We start from the raw sequence: 14,155 nt of genomic DNA, 5'->3' as shown, positions 1-14,155 counted from the left end.
CTCACGCCGGCAGGACAGCGCCCGGGTTCATGATCCCATGGGGGTCGAGCGCGCCCTTGATGGCCCGCATCGCGGCAAGCTTGGCCGGATCGCCGTAGCGTGCAAGGTCGCCGGTCTTCAGCCGCCCGATGCCGTGCTCCGCGCTGACCGATCCGCCCATGGCGTGCGTCAGATCATGCACGCAGGTCTTGATCGCGTCGCTCTGGTCTGCGTGGTCGGCCCGGGTTCGGCCGGGAACGGGAAAGACGTTGAAGTGCAGGTTGCCGTCCCCCAGATGTCCGAAACAGTTGATGCGGAAGCGATCGATGCAGGCCAGCGCTGCGGTCGCTTCGGGGATGAAGGCCGGAATGGCGGAGAGCGGCAGCGCGATGTCATGGCTGGAAATCGCGCCGATACGGCGGTTGGCCTCGGGAATGTGTTCACGCACCGTCCAGAAGTCCTGTGCCTGCGCTTCTGACTGGGCGATGAGGCCGTCCTCCGACAAACCGTTGTCGAGGGCGGTCTCAAAAAGCGTTTCCAGCAGCCCTGCCGGATCTGTACCGGGGCCGGTGCCGATCTCGATCAGAACGCACCAATCGGGCGGCTCCGACCAAGGGCGGCGAATGTCGGGCAGGGTTTCCGCGAGGAAGTCGAGCCCCTGCCGGTGGATCAGCTCGAAAGCCTGAATGGCATCGCCTAGCTGGCTGCGGGCAAGGGTCAGCAGGCCCAACGCGGTGTCCGGCGAGGGCGTGGCAAAGAAAGCGGTGCCAACAGCGGCCGGGCGGGGGTAAAGCTTCAGGCTGGCGGCGGTGATGACGCCCAGCGTACCTTCGGCACCGATCAGCAGGTGGCGCAGATCATAGCCGGTATTGTCCTTGCGCAGGCGCTTGAGTCCGTTCCAGATCTGACCGTCGGGCAGCACCGCCTCCAGCCCCAACACGAGGTCGCGCGCATTGCCGTACCGCAGCGTGTTGATGCCGCCGGCGTTGGTCGACAGCAGCCCGCCGATCCGCGCGGACCCCTGCGAGGCAAGCCCCAGCGGAAAAAGCCGGTCGGCGCCTTCCGCTGCGGCGTGGACATCGACGAGGATCGCCCCGGCGTCCACCGTCATTGCGTTTTCCTGCGGCCATATTTCACGAATGGCTGTCATCCGGTCGAGCGACAGCAGAAGCGGCGCGCCCTTCGGCGCGACCTGCCCGCCCACCAGCCCGGTGCCGCCGCCGTAGGGCACGATACCCACCTTCGACTTTGCACAGGCGCGCACGATGGTGGCGACCTCCGACGTTTGGCGGGGCAGGGCGACCCAGCCAGAGGACCCCTGCCAGCGGCCGCGCGGCTCCTCGATATGGCGGGGCTCTGTCCGGCGCAGGCTGTCGGGCGGCAATTGCGCGGCAAGAGTGTCGGCAAAGCTGTCGTCGGCGGGGTTCAGCATGGGTCGTCTCCTCGTCCCACGGGATAGGGCAGGAGACGGAGCTTGGAAAGGTCATTGCCGCAGGTGGGCCGGTTGCAGCACCACCACCGTCGGGCGGCGGGGCAGGCTGCGCAGGCTGACCTCCAGCGATGGGGCATCGCGGCGGTCTATCTCGAAACTTTCGCCAATCTGGCCGAGGAACCGCTCCAGTCCGTACGCCGAAAACCAATGCATCGGGATAACGACAGAGGACCGCAGGCGGCCCAGCATGGTCACCACGTCGCGTAACGGCAGGGTCATGCCTCCGTCAACCGGCACCATGACCACATCAAGACGCCCGAGCGCGGCGTATTGTTCGGGACTGGGCACGTGATGCAGGTGGCCGAGGTGTCCGATGCAGAGGCCCGCCACCTCGAAGACAAAGATCGAATTTCCCTTCGGCTCCGTTCCGCCCCCGGCGGAGCGGATATCGGTGGAAACGTTGCGCACCAGCATTTCCCCCAGATCGAGGTGATGGTCCGTGCCGCTGCCAAAGGGGGAGCCCCAGCCTTTCAGCGCGTGCGGGATGGCCGGGTCCGGGTAGGCCGTCCAGTGCGTTTCGTGCGCGTGGTTCATGGTCACAACGTCCGGAATCAACGGCGTGTTTCCGATGAAGCCCGTGAAATCTGTCACGGCGGAAAGCCCGCCGGTGGTCTGTAACAGGAAACTGGCGTGGGCGATGTAATGCAGGCGAACGGTGTCCTGCGCGACCGGATCGGTCCAGGCGGCGGCCTGGAGGTAGGCAAGGCCTGGCGCGGCCTCGGCTATGGCGATGCAATGGGAGGGGATGCGCTGCATCTGGGCGGTGGCTGTGGAAGCGATGAGGACGAGGGCTGCGGCGAGGCGGATCATGGCACGGGCTCCTGCGAGGCCCGGAAACTGTGCCACGCCGCAGCGGTTCGCCAAAGCGCGCGGGGCTGGCAGGGCGATCACATCAAAGTGAACGCGCAACCTCCGGGCAGGCGGGAGAACCCCGCCCGCGCCCGAGATCAGCCGATATCGGTGCGGCCGCGGCGGTCCAGGCGCAGACCGGCGTAGAGAACGTGCGTTCGCCAGCGACCGTTGATCTGCAGGTAACTCTGGGCCACGCCCTCGTATTTGAAGCCAGCGCGTTCCAACAGTCCGCGCGAGGCGGCGTTTTCCGGCAGACAGGCGGCCTCCAGCCGGCTGAGGCCCAGCCGTTCAAAGGCGTGATGGGTAACGGCGGCGATGGCCTCCGACATGTATCCGCGTCGGCCATAGCGTTCGCCGGTCCAGTACCCCAACGTGCCAGCCTGCGCCGGGCCGCGGCGGATGTTGTCCAGCGTGATCGCGCCGATCAGCGCCTCGTCCTCGCGCCGGATGAGAAAGAGCGGCACCGCCGTGCCGTTCTGGATCGAGCGGGATGCCCAGTAGACCCGGTTGGTAAAGGCCTTCCGCGAAAGGTGGTCGGGCGACCAGGTCGGTTCCCACGGGGACAGGTAGTCGCGGCTTTCCTCACGGATCGCGGACCAGGCGTTGTAGTCCGAATGCACCGGCGGCCGCAGGGTGAGACGTTCGGTCTCTATTCGCAACTTGCGCCGGAAGGAGAGCATCAGGCGGCCCGCCGCTCTGCGATCTCCTCAAGCGAGGGAGCGGATGCCACGGGGCCGTAAAGCGCCAGCGCCGCTGCAGAGTCCGTGGCCTGCTTTTGGGCGAACCCCAGAACCTCTTCGCGGGTGACCGCGTCGATACGGGCGACGGTTTCCTCGATCGGCGGCACCTTGCCCCAGATCTGGATCATCCGTGCCATCCGTTCGGCGCGCGACGACGGGCTTTCCAGCCCCATCAGCAGACCGGCCTTCATCTGGGCGCGGGCGCGCTCGATCTCCGCGTCGGACATGTCTTCCGCCGCGCGCTTCATCTCGTCGATGGTCAGGGTCGTCAGGTCTGCCAGTTCCTCGCCTGAAGTTCCGGCGTAGATCGTCGTCATGCCGGTATCGGCGTAAGCGCCAGACTGGGCGAAGATCGTGTAGCACAGGCCGCGCTTTTCGCGGATCTCCTGAAACAGCCGCGAGGACATGCCGCCACCCAGCGCGATCGAATAGATCTGCGCCGTGTAGAAGGCCGGATCGCGGTAGCCCGGAGCCTCGAAGGCCAGTGCGAGGTGCGCCTGCTCGAGGTCCTTCACCCTGCGCGCCTCACCTCCGCGGAAGCTGGCGCTATTGGGTTCGAAGCCCGGGCGCGGTGCGCGGTCGCCGAACAGCGCTTCGGCCTGCTTTACCAGCGTGTCGTGATCGACCGCCCCGGCGGCGGACAGGATCATTTGCCCCGGTCCGTAGTGCTCCTTCACGAAGGTCTGCAGATCGCCGCGCCCGAAATTGCGCACCCGTGCGGCCTCGCCGAGGATGGTCCGGCCGATGGGCTGGTCGGGGTAGGCTTTTTCCTGCAGCCAGTCAAAGATGATATCGTCGGGCGTGTCGTTGGCCTGCCCGATTTCCTGAAGGATCACATGGCGCTCGGTCTCGATCTCCTTCTGGTCGAAGACCGGGTTGAGCAGGATGTCGGACAGAACGTCCACCGCCAGCGCGGTGTCCGCCTTCAGCACGCGGGCGTAATAGGCGGTCACCTCGCGCGAGGTATAGGCGTTGATGTAGCCGCCCACGTCCTCGATCTGTTCGGCGATCTGCAGCGCCGTCCGCGAGGTCGTGCCCTTGAAGGCCATGTGCTCGAGGAAATGGGCGATGCCGTTCTGCTCCGCGCGCTCATGCCGTCCGCCGGCGGTGATCCACAGGCCGACGGCTGCGGATTCCAGCCCTGGCATGTGTTCGGTGACGATGCGGAGGCCGTTGGACAGCGTGGAGAGTTGGACGGTCACTTGTGAATGCGCTCCTTGATAAGGGATTCGAGGGCGGCAAGGTCGTTGGCGACCCGCGTCACCCGTTCCGGACGCTCATACAGGTCCGCCATCCGGTTGGGAAGGGGCGGGCGGATGCCGGAGGCCTTCTCCACCGCGTCGGGAAACTTTGCCGGGTGGGCGGTGGCCAGCGTAATCATCGGCACGTCGGGCTTGCGCAGCGCTTCGGCCACGCGCACGCCGACGGCGGAATGCGGGCAGAGCAGTTCGCCCATGGTAGTATTCGCCAGCAGGATGGTGTCGAGGGTCTGCGCCTCCGACACGCAGCCGGAATCGAAGTGTTCCCGCAACGCCTGAAGCGCGCCCTGGCTGACGCTGAAACCGCCAGCCTTCAGCTCGTCCATCAGCTGCGCCACCGCCGCGCCGTCGCGGGTGTAGGCGTCGAACAGGGCGCGTTCGAAATTGGAACTGACCTGAATGTCCATCGAGGGGCTGATGGAGGGTTGCACCTCGGAGGTCTCATAGGCGCCTGAGGTCAGGCAGCGGTGCAGGATGTCGTTCTGGTTGGTTGCCACCACCAGCCGGTCGATGGGCAGACCCATCCTTTTGGCGATATAGCCGGCGAAGATGTCGCCGAAGTTGCCGGTGGGCACGGTGAAGCTGACGGTGCGGTCCGGCGCGCCCAGGCTGACGGCGGAGGAGAAGTAGTAGACGACCTGCGCCAGAACGCGCGCCCAGTTGATGGAGTTCACACCGGCAAGCCGCACGGTGTCGCGGAACTCGAAATGGTTGAACATGTCCTTCAGCCGCGCCTGACAGTCGTCGAAATGCCCGTCCATCGCCAGTGCATGCACGTTTGCCTCCGCCGGCGTGGTCATCTGGCGGCGCTGCACTTCGGAGACCCTGCCATGCGGGTACAGGATGAAGACATCGACGTTGTCGAGGCCCCGGAAGGCTTCGATCGCGGCCGAGCCGGTGTCGCCGGATGTCGCGCCGACGATCGTCACGCGTTCACCGCGACGCTCCAGCGCTTCCTGGAAGAGCTGGCCGATCAGCTGCATGGCGAAGTCCTTGAAGGCCAGTGTCGGCCCGTGGAACAGCTCAAGCAGGAAATGGTTCGGCGCCAGTTGCACCAGAGGCGCGCGGGCATTGTGGCCAAAACCGGCGTAGGCCTTGGCGATCAGGTCGGCAAAGATTTCGTCGGTAAATCCCTCGCCCACGAAGGGCCGCATCACGCGGAAGGCGGTCTCCTCGTAGCTGAGGCCGTTCAGCGCGCGGATGTCCTCCGCCGACATTTGCGGGATGGTCTCGGGCACATAAAGGCCGCCGTCACGGGCCAGGCCCGACAGCATCGCTTCTTCGAACGTCAGGGCAGGGGCCTGCCCGCGGGTAGAGATGTAACGCATCAGTCAGTGCCTTTCGCGATACGGCGCATCCAGACGCCGGTCATCAGGAGCCATACCAACCCGAGGGCGTACCAGGTGATGGCGTATTGCAGGTGATCGTTGGGAATGCCTGACGTGTCCACCGGCATGGGGTCCACGCGGGCATCAGCCGGGTCCATGGCACGGGCGACAACGAGCAGCGGTTCGGTCCGCAAGGCGTCCGCCATGGGGCCGAGGTCGCGCGCGAACCACGTGTTTTTCTCCAGGTCGTTCGCGGGCGTGGAGGAATTCCGGTCGTCGGGCCAGTGCAGGTTTCCCAGCAGGCGGGCCGGGCCGCTGTAAAGGGGCGCGGTCTTCTCGTCCACCGGAAGGAAGCCCCGGTCCAGCAGCACACGCCGCCCGTCCTCTGTCTCGAAGGCGGAGATGACGCGCCAGCCGGCGCCCTTCAACTTCGCCGAGACGAGGACGAAGAGCGCCTTGTCCTCGATGGCACCGGTCAGCGAGACCGGCCGATAGCGTTGTTCGGTGGGGGCGATCGTCCCCGGCAAGGGCTGCGGATCGCCGGAGATGGTACTTTCGATCTCGGCGAGGATGTCTTTTTTCCAGCCGAGACGCTGCATCTGCCAGGTACCCAGCCATGCAAGAATACCCGCGCCGACAAGGCCGATAAGCAGGGGAGCGGCGTAACGCTTCATGGTCGCCTCATTTCCAGTGGCGCACAGAGGGGAACGCTGTGGCGTGCAGCGCGGGGGCCTGTGGACTGTCGTGAACGGTGATTGCGCATTCTGCCTCCCTTGCGCCGCGCAAAGCGTGCTGCGCACGCCAGTGTCGGTAGTCGGATTTCCGGGCGAATTCAACTCTGTCCGAATGGCGGGGGAGGCGGTTGGCGTTAACGTGAGAAGAGATCGGTTCGGAACGCTGCTCGTTTCCGGGCCCGACGGAAAAGGGCGCGCCCAGACGGACGCGCCCCTTCCTGTTTCAGCGGGCGGGATGGCGCAGGCTCTGCGAGGGAAGGCCCCGCCAGATGTCCCGCCGCCGCGATGCCCTTACTGGCCCCAGATGTAGATCGAGGCGAAGAGGAACAGCCAGACCACGTCGACGAAGTGCCAGTACCAGGCAGCCGCCTCGAAGCCGAGGTGGTTTTCCGGGGTGAAGTGGCCGCGGTAGACGCGCAGCAGGCAGATGAAGAGGAAGATCGTCCCGATGATCACGTGCGCGCCGTGGAAGCCCGTCGCCATGAAGAAGTTCGCGCCGTAGATGTTGCCGGCAAAGCCGAAGGCGGCGTGCGAATATTCGTAGGCCTGGAAGACGGTGAACAGCAGGCCCAGCAGGATCGCGATGATCAGGCCCTGCTTGATCTCGTCACGCTTGTTGCCGTGCACCAGCGCATGGTGCGCCCAGGTCGCCGCGGCACCGGAGCACAGCAGGATCAGCGTGTTGATCAGCGGCAGGTGCCAGGGGTCGAAGGTTTCGATCCCCGCGGGCGGGAACACGCCGTCGACCTTGGGCGACAGGCCCTCCGGGTGGATCGGATAGAGCGCGTGCTTGAAGAACGACCAGAACCACGCGAAGAAGAACATCACCTCCGACATGATGAAGAGGATGAAGCCGTAGCGCAGGCCGATCAGCACGACCGGGGTGTGGTCGCCGATGGCGTTTTCCTTGATGGTCTCACCCCACCAGCCGAACATGGTATAGAGTACGCCGACAAGGCCGATCAGGAACAGCCAGGGCCCGCCGACCTCGATCGCACCGAACAGCATCGTCATGCCGCCCGACATCCAGGCGACCGCGCCGAAAAGCATGATGAACCCCATCAGCGCGCCCAGAAGCGGCCAGAGGCTCGGGCTCAGGATGTGGTAGTCGTGGTTTTTTGCATGCGCCATGGCGTTCCCTCGTTAGGCGTTAGTTCAGCGACGCTTTCGCATCTGCCGTGGTTGCGGTGTCAAGCGCGGCCTGCTCTTCCGGCAGGTCGATCTCGTAGAAGGTGTAGGACAGCGTTATGTGCTGCGTGTACTTCGCATCCGGGTCGTCGACGATCTCGGGATCGACGAAGAAGCTGACCGGCATCTGGACCCGTTCGTGCGGCTGCAGAACCTGTTCGGTAAAACAGAAGCACTCGATTTTGTTGAAGTAGCCGCCCGCCTGATAGGGCGTCACGTTGTAGGCGGCCTGCCCGGCGACGGGACGATCGGTGGGGTTGTAGGCCTCGTAGAAGGCCAGCCCCTCCTCACCGATACGCAGGGTCATCTCCGTCTGCATCGGCTTGAATTCCCATGGCATTCCGCGATCTTTCGATGCGTCGAACTTGATCTTGATCGTGCGGTCGAGAATGGCTTGTGCCTGCCCTGCCTCGGCGACCTGTGTGGTGCCGCCAAAGCCGGTCACCCGGCAGAACCAGTTGTAGAACGGAACGGAGGCCCACGCCAGCGAGCCCATTCCGATCACGACGCCCAGCGTGAGTCCCAGGGTTTTGGTCTTCGGATCAATTGCCATCTGCGGCCTCCGACTGTTGCGACACCCGCGGCGTTGCCTCCACCGGTTTGCCGGTCTCGATATCGACCAGAGTGGAGTTCGCGTCCGGGCGCATGTCGAAATCGCCTCGGCTGACCTTTACCATGGTCATGCCGAAAACGATCATGATGAAGGCCGCAAGCGTCAGCCCGAGGCCGACATTGCGCGACTTGCGGCGTTTGTGCAGGTCGTGTTCGCGCGCGATGGACATCACAGGCCTCCGAAGCGGCTCAGGCCGGCCTCGACCAGGATCGCGCCGAAGTGCGCGAAGAGGTAAAGCAGCGAAAGCTTGAAGAATTTCTTTTCGGCCCGGAAGTTGTCCGCCTCCGATGCGGCCTCGTCCCGGCGCCAGATGTCGAAGGCACCCTTCAGGAACAGCGCGTTCAGCAGCAGTGCCACCGCGAGGTAGAGCGGTCCGCCAACCTGTGTGAAACCAAGACCGATGGCGAAGGCCGCCAGCAGGATCGTGTAGACGAGGATATGGGTGCGGGTCGCGCGGCGCCCGTGGGTGACGGTCAGCATCGGCACCGTGGCATTATCGTAATCCATGCGCACGAACAGCGCCAGCGCCCAGAAATGCGGCGGGGTCCACAGGAAGGTCAGGCAGAACATCAACACGCTCGCGGTGCTGATTTCGCCGGTTGCCGCCGCCCAGCCGATCATCGGGGGGAAGGCGCCGGCCGCGCCGCCGATCACGATATTCTGCGGCGTCAAACGCTTCAGCCACATGGTGTAGATCACCACGTAGAAGAAGATGGTGAAGGCCAGCAGGCCGCCCGCGAGCCAATTGGTGGCGAGGCCGAGGAAAACCACCGCGAAGGCCGAGAGCGTCAGGCCTAGGGCCAGCGCCTCGTCGCGGGTGACCTTGCCCGCCGGGATGGGCCGCTTTGCGGTGCGCTTCATGACGGCGTCGATGTCGCTGTCGTACCACATGTTCAGGGCGCCGGATGCGCCGCCGCCAAGGGCGATGAAGAGCACGGCACAGAAGCCGAGGAAAGGATGGACGCCGACAGGTGCCGCCAGCAGACCCACGAATGCGGTGAACACGACGAGCGTCATGACGCGCGGCTTCAGCAGGGCGAAGTAATCGCCGAACTGCGCATCCTGTGTCTCGGGGCGTGTCTCAAAGCTGGCGTCGGTCATGGCTCGGGCCTTCGGGGTCATGTCGGGGATGTAGGTCGGGGATCGCCCCGACCTACGATTTTGTGGGATCAGTTGGTCAGGACCGCGCGAACGTCGGTGTAGCCACCTTCGTCGACGGAGGCCGCGAGCCATGCGTCATAAGCTTCCTGGCTGACCACCTTCACGGTGATCGGCATGTAGGCGTGGTAGATGCCGCAGAGTTCCGAACACTGGCCAAAGTAGACGCCCTCGCGTTCCGGCTTGAACCACAGTTCGGCCAGGCGGCCGGGGACCGCGTCCTGCTTCACGCCGAAGGCCGGGATAGTCCAAGCGTGGATTACGTCCGCGCCGGTAATCTGCATCACGATGGTCTTGCCCACGGGGACGACGATCGCGGTGTCGGTGGCCAGCAGCCATTCGTCCTCGGAGTAACCTGCCTCTTCCAGTTGCGCGATGGCTTCCGGGGTCTTGCGGTAGGTGCCGTCGGTGGCGGCGGAGCCGATCATGTTGCCGTCATAGGCCAGGTCGGTTCCGACGTATTCATAGCCCCAGTACCACTGGTAGCCTGTCGCCTTGATGGTGATGTCGGCCTCCGGGATTTCCTGCTGCTTGAAAAGGACCGGCAGCGAGAAGGCACCGATGAAGATCAGCACGACGATCGGAACGATGGTCCATGCCACCTCGATCGGGGAGTTGTGGGTAAAGGTCGCCGGGACCTTGTTGGCCTTGCGGTTGTACCGCACGAACACGTAGGCCAGCAGCCCGATCACGAAGAGGCAGATGGCGATGATGATCACGTTGATCATGCCGTCGAGCCACTGGAGGTCGCGGGCCAGTTCGGTCACGGCAGGCTGGAAGCCCACGCCACCCTGGTGGGGCCGGCCCACCACCGGCAGCTCTTGCGCCAGTGCCGGCGCCGCGACAAGGCCCCCTGCGAGGCCCGTCATCATCGTCTTGAGGTTCATGTGTCTTACCCTGATCGATTCGAGTTGCACGCGGGCCCGCCGACCCGGAAAGTCCTGAATGGTATATAGAAAAGAGGCGCAGTCTTGCAGCCCTGCTCCTCTTCACGGCATACCGTTGCGTTCTGCCGACCCAGAAACCATATTCTTTCCACCCGTGAAAGCTTGGCGTCCGCGGCAAAGCGCCGCTTTCTTGATCCAGATCAACTCCGAGGTCCAGATGTCAGATCAAAATTTCCGTCCTTTCGAAACGCATCTCGACCTGGATCGCACCCGGGCGTTGCTGCGTGACACCCTTTCTGGGGCGGAAGATGGCGAACTTTTCCTTGAACGACGGCGGGGCGAGGCGCTCGTGCTGGACGACGGGCGCGTGAAGACCGCGAGTTACGACGCATCCGAAGGATTCGGACTGCGCGCCGTGCGGGGCGAGGTCGCGGGCTATGCCCATGCCACCGAGATTTCCGAACAGGCGATCCGTCGCGCCTCCGAAACCGCGCGTCTTGCGGTGGGCGAGGGGGGCGGGGTCATGGCGCCGCCGCCGCCGGGCACGAATCGCCACCTCTATACCGAGGCCGATCCGATCACCGGGCACAGTTTCCCGGTGAAGGTCGACACGCTGAAGGAAATCGACGCCTATGCCCGCGCGCTCGATTCCCGCGTGGTCCAGGTCACCGCCACCATCGCGGCCTCCCTCCAGGAGGTCACGATCCTGCGCCCCGAAGGCGGTGTCGTCACGGACGTGCGCCCGATGACGCGGGTCAATGTCTCTGTCATCGTCGAGGATCAAGGCCGCCGCGAGGCCGGCACCGCGGGCGGCGGCGGGCGGGTGACGCTGCACGGCCTTCTGACGGCCGACGCGTGGCAGTCGAAAGCCCGCGAGGCGCTGCGCATCGCTCTTGTGAACCTGGAGGCGGAACCCGCCCCGGCGGGCGTCATGGACATCGTGCTGGGTCCGGGCTGGCCCGGCATCCTGCTGCATGAGGCGGTGGGTCACGGGCTCGAAGGTGACGCCAACCGCAAGGGCGCGTCGGTTTTTGCCGGGCTCATGGGCCAGCAGGTCGCGGCGAAGGGCGTGACCGTACTCGACGATGGCACGATCCCGGACCGGCGCGGCTCCCTCACTGTCGATGACGAGGGCACGCCGTCGGGGAAGAACGTCCTGATCGAGGATGGCAAGCTGGTGGGCTTCATGCAGGACCGCCAGAACGCGCGGCTGATGGGGGTGAAGCCCACCGGCAATGGTCGCCGCGAGAGCTATGCGCATATCCCGATGCCGCGCATGACCAATACCTACATGCTGGGCGGTGCGGTCGCGCCGGGCGACATCGTGGCGGACCTGAAGGACGGTATCTGGGCGGTGGGTTTCGGTGGCGGGCAGGTGGACACGACGAACGGCAAGTTCGTCTTTTCGTGTACGGAGGCCTACCGGGTGAAGGACGGGAAGGTCGGCGCGCCGGTGAAGGGAGCCACCCTGATAGGCGACGGCGCCACGGCGCTGATGGGCATTCGCGCCCTCGGCAATGACATGGCGCTGGATCCCGGCATGGGCAACTGCGGCAAGCAGGGGCAGTGGGTGCCGGTGGGCGTGGGCCAGCCGACGGTGATGATCTCCGGCCTGACCGTGGGCGGCAGCGGCGCCTGAACTTCTGCGGCAGTGTCTCACGGGGGTGTCGCTCTGGCGGTGTCAGAGCGACCGATGGGGGGAAGCGCTGCTTCCCCCCGACCCCCATCGCGGTATTTAGGAACCAAAGAAGCAGAGCAGCGGGCGCATCCCTGCGGCAGTGTCTGCAACCGTTGAAATGGGGCGAAATATCTGTCGGGGGGCGGCGGGAAGTGCGGTGTGCTGGCGACGTTGAAAGCGGCAGCGCCCGTGCCCTGCGTGGGGCGATTCCGTTATGGCAGGGCAGAATGCCGCTGGCGCTGTATTCCATCCGCATGGACGCCGTATCGCGCGTCTGCGGGATTCGCCACATCTGCCACGGGGATTTGACTTAATTTATCAAGGATTCAGCGGGTTAAATTGAATCTCGCAGTGATTTGCCTCACTTCCCGTAGCGGTTTACCAGTGGTTAACTAATCTCGCGCTATAGATGATCCCGCAAGACGACGGGGCCAGGATGCGCGAAGACAGCTACTCTTCCACTCACCCCCCACTCCCACCCACCACGGAAGATGCACGTGTGGACTGGCTCCGTCTCTTGCGCTCTCGCCGGGTCGGCGTGTCGACCTTCTGGAGATTGCTGGCTGAGCACGGCTCCGCCGCCACCGCGCTGGAGGCGTTGCCGGAAGTCGCCCGCGCCGCAGGTGTGGACCGCTACGAGCCATGCCCCGAAGGCGTCGTACTGGCCGAGATGAAGGTCGCGCGCCAGACAGGGGCCCGCCTCGTGGCGCATGGCACCCCGGACTACCCCCCTGATCTCGCTGAGCTCTCCGATGCGCCGCCACTTCTTTGGCTGGTGGGGCAATCCGACGCCCTGTGCCGCCCCATGGTCGCGCTGGTTGGCGCGCGCAATGCCTCTTCTCTGGGTTTGCGTATGGCGCGTTCGCTCGCGGAGGGTCTGGGGGAGGCGGGCTATGTCGTGGTCTCCGGGCTGGCGCGGGGCATCGACGCTGCCGCGCATCACGCGGCAATCGGGACTGGTACCGTGGGCGTGCTGGCGGGCGGTGTGGACGTCCTGTATCCGGCGGAAAATGCTCGGCTGGCTGAGGAAATCGCCGAAAAGGGTGGTGCGAGACTGTCCGAACAGCCGATGGGGATGCAGCCCCTTGCGCGGCATTTCCCCATGCGCAACCGGATCGTTTCCGGCCTGTCGAGGGCCGTCGTGGTGGTGGAGGCCGCCGGAAAGTCCGGGTCGCTCATCACCGCGCGTGGCGCGCTCGACCAGGGTCGGGAGGTTCTGGCGGTGCCGGGCCATCCGCTCGACGCGCGGGCCTCGGGTTGCAACATGCTGATCCGCGATGGAGCCTGGCTGGTGCGCGGTGTCGATGATATCCTGGAGGTGCTGCCGGCATGCACCTTGCCCGCATCGCAGCAAAGCGAATTGGACCTCGGGCCTTCGGAACCGGTGCCATCCGAACACAGGGCACGCGGTCGGACCCAGCCGAACCGGCCAAAGGCCCGCAGCCGGCCCGAGGTCTCCGGGGGCGAGGTCTCCGGGGGGCAGGAGCCCCGTCGCACGGCCCTGAGGCGGATTGCCAACTTGCACCGCGAGATCCTTGACCGCCTGGGTCCGTCGCCCACCGCAGAGGATCAACTGGTGCGTGATCTTCAGATGGGGGCCGATCAGGTCGCCTCCGCCCTTACCGAGCTGGAGCTGGATGGTGCGGTTCAACGCCAACCCGGCGGGTTCCTGTCGATCGTGCCGAAGGGTTAGTTGGCGCAGGCATCCGGAATGACAGACCACCACACCGGGCACAGCGGGGGCCAGTACCACCACGCGTCCGTCGCCCCGATTTCCCAGTGCACGGCAACCCAGGTGTCGCCGGACCGCTGGTACAGCGCCTGGATCGACGGCCCGCCGAATTCGAAAAGGTCGTCCGCCCCGTGGCCCGGCCGAAGGTCGGCTTGTGTCATGGCACGTCCGTCGGGTCGGAGCGGGTCCAGCATGGCAAAGGCCACATCGCCATCGACCCGCAATTCATCCACGCGAAACACGAGCGGCGCGCCAAAGATCCACTCCGCATGGGGGCGCATGGCGTCCATCAGGGCGCCGCGCGTGGCAGTCCCGCGAGACGGCGTTTCCCATGCGGCGAGCGGTGCGGGCGCGGCCAGCGCAAGGGACAGGAAAAGTGCGACGTGGCGCATCGGAAACCTCCGTATTGATGCGTCCACAATAGGCAGGGCGCCCCTGATATGGGAAGCGGCGGATGCGCCCACATTGACAATTCCCCCTTGTGCCCCACATCTGGCACCGCAATACGCATCCCC

General features: G+C 65.4%; 14 protein-coding genes. 2 read left to right on the top strand and 12 right to left on the bottom strand.

Annotated features, from left to right (window positions below; all coding sequences use genetic code 11):
- Position 1: 1 nt before the first annotated feature.
- From J5474_RS02360 to coxB, 11 genes are all read right to left on the bottom strand, one after another.
- Complete coding sequence (locus tag J5474_RS02360) at positions 2-1,411, bottom strand: FAD-binding oxidoreductase (protein ID WP_209358936.1); 1,410 nt, start codon at positions 1,409-1,411, stop codon at positions 2-4.
- 51 nt (positions 1,412-1,462) lie between these two features.
- Positions 1,463-2,281, bottom strand: coding sequence for an MBL fold metallo-hydrolase (locus tag J5474_RS02355; RefSeq protein ID WP_209358934.1), 819 nt, complete (start codon positions 2,279-2,281; stop codon positions 1,463-1,465).
- A 137-nt stretch (positions 2,282-2,418) separates the two neighbouring features.
- Entirely contained in the window at positions 2,419-3,003 is a 585-nt protein-coding gene (locus J5474_RS02350; protein WP_209358931.1) for a GNAT family N-acetyltransferase, read from the bottom strand.
- A complete protein-coding gene (locus J5474_RS02345) occupies positions 3,003-4,265 on the bottom strand; it encodes a M16 family metallopeptidase (protein WP_209358929.1) in 1,263 nt (420 codons plus the stop codon). The genes J5474_RS02350 and J5474_RS02345 overlap by 1 nt, the downstream gene beginning before the upstream one ends.
- Entirely contained in the window at positions 4,262-5,650 is a 1,389-nt protein-coding gene (thrC, locus tag J5474_RS02340; RefSeq protein WP_209358927.1) for a threonine synthase, read from the bottom strand. The genes J5474_RS02345 and thrC overlap by 4 nt, the downstream gene beginning before the upstream one ends.
- Positions 5,650-6,324 (bottom strand): SURF1 family protein, encoded by a 675-nt coding sequence (locus J5474_RS02335; protein ID WP_209358926.1) that lies wholly within the window; start codon positions 6,322-6,324, stop codon positions 5,650-5,652. The genes thrC and J5474_RS02335 overlap by 1 nt, the downstream gene beginning before the upstream one ends.
- 351 nt (positions 6,325-6,675) lie before the next feature.
- Positions 6,676-7,515, bottom strand: coding sequence for a cytochrome c oxidase subunit 3 (locus J5474_RS02330; RefSeq protein ID WP_209358923.1), 840 nt, complete (start codon positions 7,513-7,515; stop codon positions 6,676-6,678).
- 19 nt (positions 7,516-7,534) lie between these two features.
- Positions 7,535-8,125, bottom strand: a complete 591-nt coding sequence (locus J5474_RS02325) for a cytochrome c oxidase assembly protein (protein WP_209358921.1) — start codon at positions 8,123-8,125, stop codon at positions 7,535-7,537.
- Entirely contained in the window at positions 8,115-8,354 is a 240-nt protein-coding gene (locus tag J5474_RS02320; protein ID WP_209359515.1) for a hypothetical protein, read from the bottom strand. Before J5474_RS02320 ends, J5474_RS02325 begins: the two co-directional genes overlap by 11 nt.
- The gene (cyoE, locus tag J5474_RS02315) at positions 8,354-9,286 is read right to left on the bottom strand and encodes a heme o synthase (RefSeq protein WP_209358919.1); all 933 of its coding nucleotides are present in this window, start codon (positions 9,284-9,286) and stop codon (positions 8,354-8,356) included. The genes J5474_RS02320 and cyoE overlap by 1 nt, the downstream gene beginning before the upstream one ends.
- Before the next feature lie 68 nt (positions 9,287-9,354).
- Complete coding sequence (gene coxB, locus J5474_RS02310; protein ID WP_209358917.1) at positions 9,355-10,230, bottom strand: cytochrome c oxidase subunit II; 876 nt, start codon at positions 10,228-10,230, stop codon at positions 9,355-9,357.
- Between the two features lie 217 nt (positions 10,231-10,447).
- Between coxB and tldD the strand changes: the two genes are divergently transcribed.
- Together tldD and dprA are read left to right on the top strand one after the other, a co-directional pair.
- Positions 10,448-11,869 (top strand): metalloprotease TldD, encoded by a 1,422-nt coding sequence (gene tldD / locus J5474_RS02305; protein ID WP_209358915.1) that lies wholly within the window; start codon positions 10,448-10,450, stop codon positions 11,867-11,869.
- A gap of 475 nt (positions 11,870-12,344) precedes the next feature.
- The gene (dprA, locus tag J5474_RS02300; protein WP_209359490.1) at positions 12,345-13,601 is read left to right on the top strand and encodes a DNA-processing protein DprA; all 1,257 of its coding nucleotides are present in this window, start codon (positions 12,345-12,347) and stop codon (positions 13,599-13,601) included.
- Here dprA and J5474_RS02295 read toward each other — a convergent pair.
- Positions 13,598-14,032: a hypothetical protein gene (locus J5474_RS02295; RefSeq protein WP_209358913.1), complete on the bottom strand. Its 435-nt coding sequence runs from the start codon at positions 14,030-14,032 to the stop codon at positions 13,598-13,600. The genes dprA and J5474_RS02295 overlap by 4 nt on opposite strands.
- Positions 14,033-14,155 lie beyond the last annotated feature (123 nt).

This window comes from Sagittula salina (assembly GCF_017813235.1).
Classification (GTDB): domain Bacteria; phylum Pseudomonadota; class Alphaproteobacteria; order Rhodobacterales; family Rhodobacteraceae; genus Sagittula; species Sagittula salina.
The sequence above is the reverse complement of the archived record's forward strand: the minus strand, read 5'-3'. Positions and strand labels throughout refer to the sequence as shown.

Excerpts from the sequence above, each read along its gene's own strand:
- J5474_RS02360 (WP_209358936.1), bottom strand. The coding sequence starts at position 1,411 with ATGCTGAACCCCGCCGACGACAGCTTTGCCGACACTCTTGCCGCGCAA.
- J5474_RS02355 (WP_209358934.1), bottom strand. The coding sequence starts at position 2,281 with ATGATCCGCCTCGCCGCAGCCCTCGTCCTCATCGCTTCCACAGCCACC.
- J5474_RS02350 (WP_209358931.1), bottom strand. The coding sequence starts at position 3,003 with ATGCTCTCCTTCCGGCGCAAGTTGCGAATAGAGACCGAACGTCTCACC.
- thrC (WP_209358927.1), bottom strand. The coding sequence starts at position 5,650 with ATGCGTTACATCTCTACCCGCGGGCAGGCCCCTGCCCTGACGTTCGAA.
- J5474_RS02335 (WP_209358926.1), bottom strand. The coding sequence starts at position 6,324 with ATGAAGCGTTACGCCGCTCCCCTGCTTATCGGCCTTGTCGGCGCGGGT.
- J5474_RS02330 (WP_209358923.1), bottom strand. The coding sequence starts at position 7,515 with ATGGCGCATGCAAAAAACCACGACTACCACATCCTGAGCCCGAGCCTC.
- J5474_RS02325 (WP_209358921.1), bottom strand. The coding sequence starts at position 8,125 with ATGGCAATTGATCCGAAGACCAAAACCCTGGGACTCACGCTGGGCGTC.
- J5474_RS02320 (WP_209359515.1), bottom strand. The coding sequence starts at position 8,354 with ATGTCCATCGCGCGCGAACACGACCTGCACAAACGCCGCAAGTCGCGC.
- cyoE (WP_209358919.1), bottom strand. The coding sequence starts at position 9,286 with ATGACCGACGCCAGCTTTGAGACACGCCCCGAGACACAGGATGCGCAG.
- coxB (WP_209358917.1), bottom strand. The coding sequence starts at position 10,230 with ATGAACCTCAAGACGATGATGACGGGCCTCGCAGGGGGCCTTGTCGCG.
- tldD (WP_209358915.1), top strand. The coding sequence starts at position 10,448 with ATGTCAGATCAAAATTTCCGTCCTTTCGAAACGCATCTCGACCTGGAT.
- dprA (WP_209359490.1), top strand. The coding sequence starts at position 12,345 with ATGCGCGAAGACAGCTACTCTTCCACTCACCCCCCACTCCCACCCACC.
- J5474_RS02295 (WP_209358913.1), bottom strand. The coding sequence starts at position 14,032 with ATGCGCCACGTCGCACTTTTCCTGTCCCTTGCGCTGGCCGCGCCCGCA.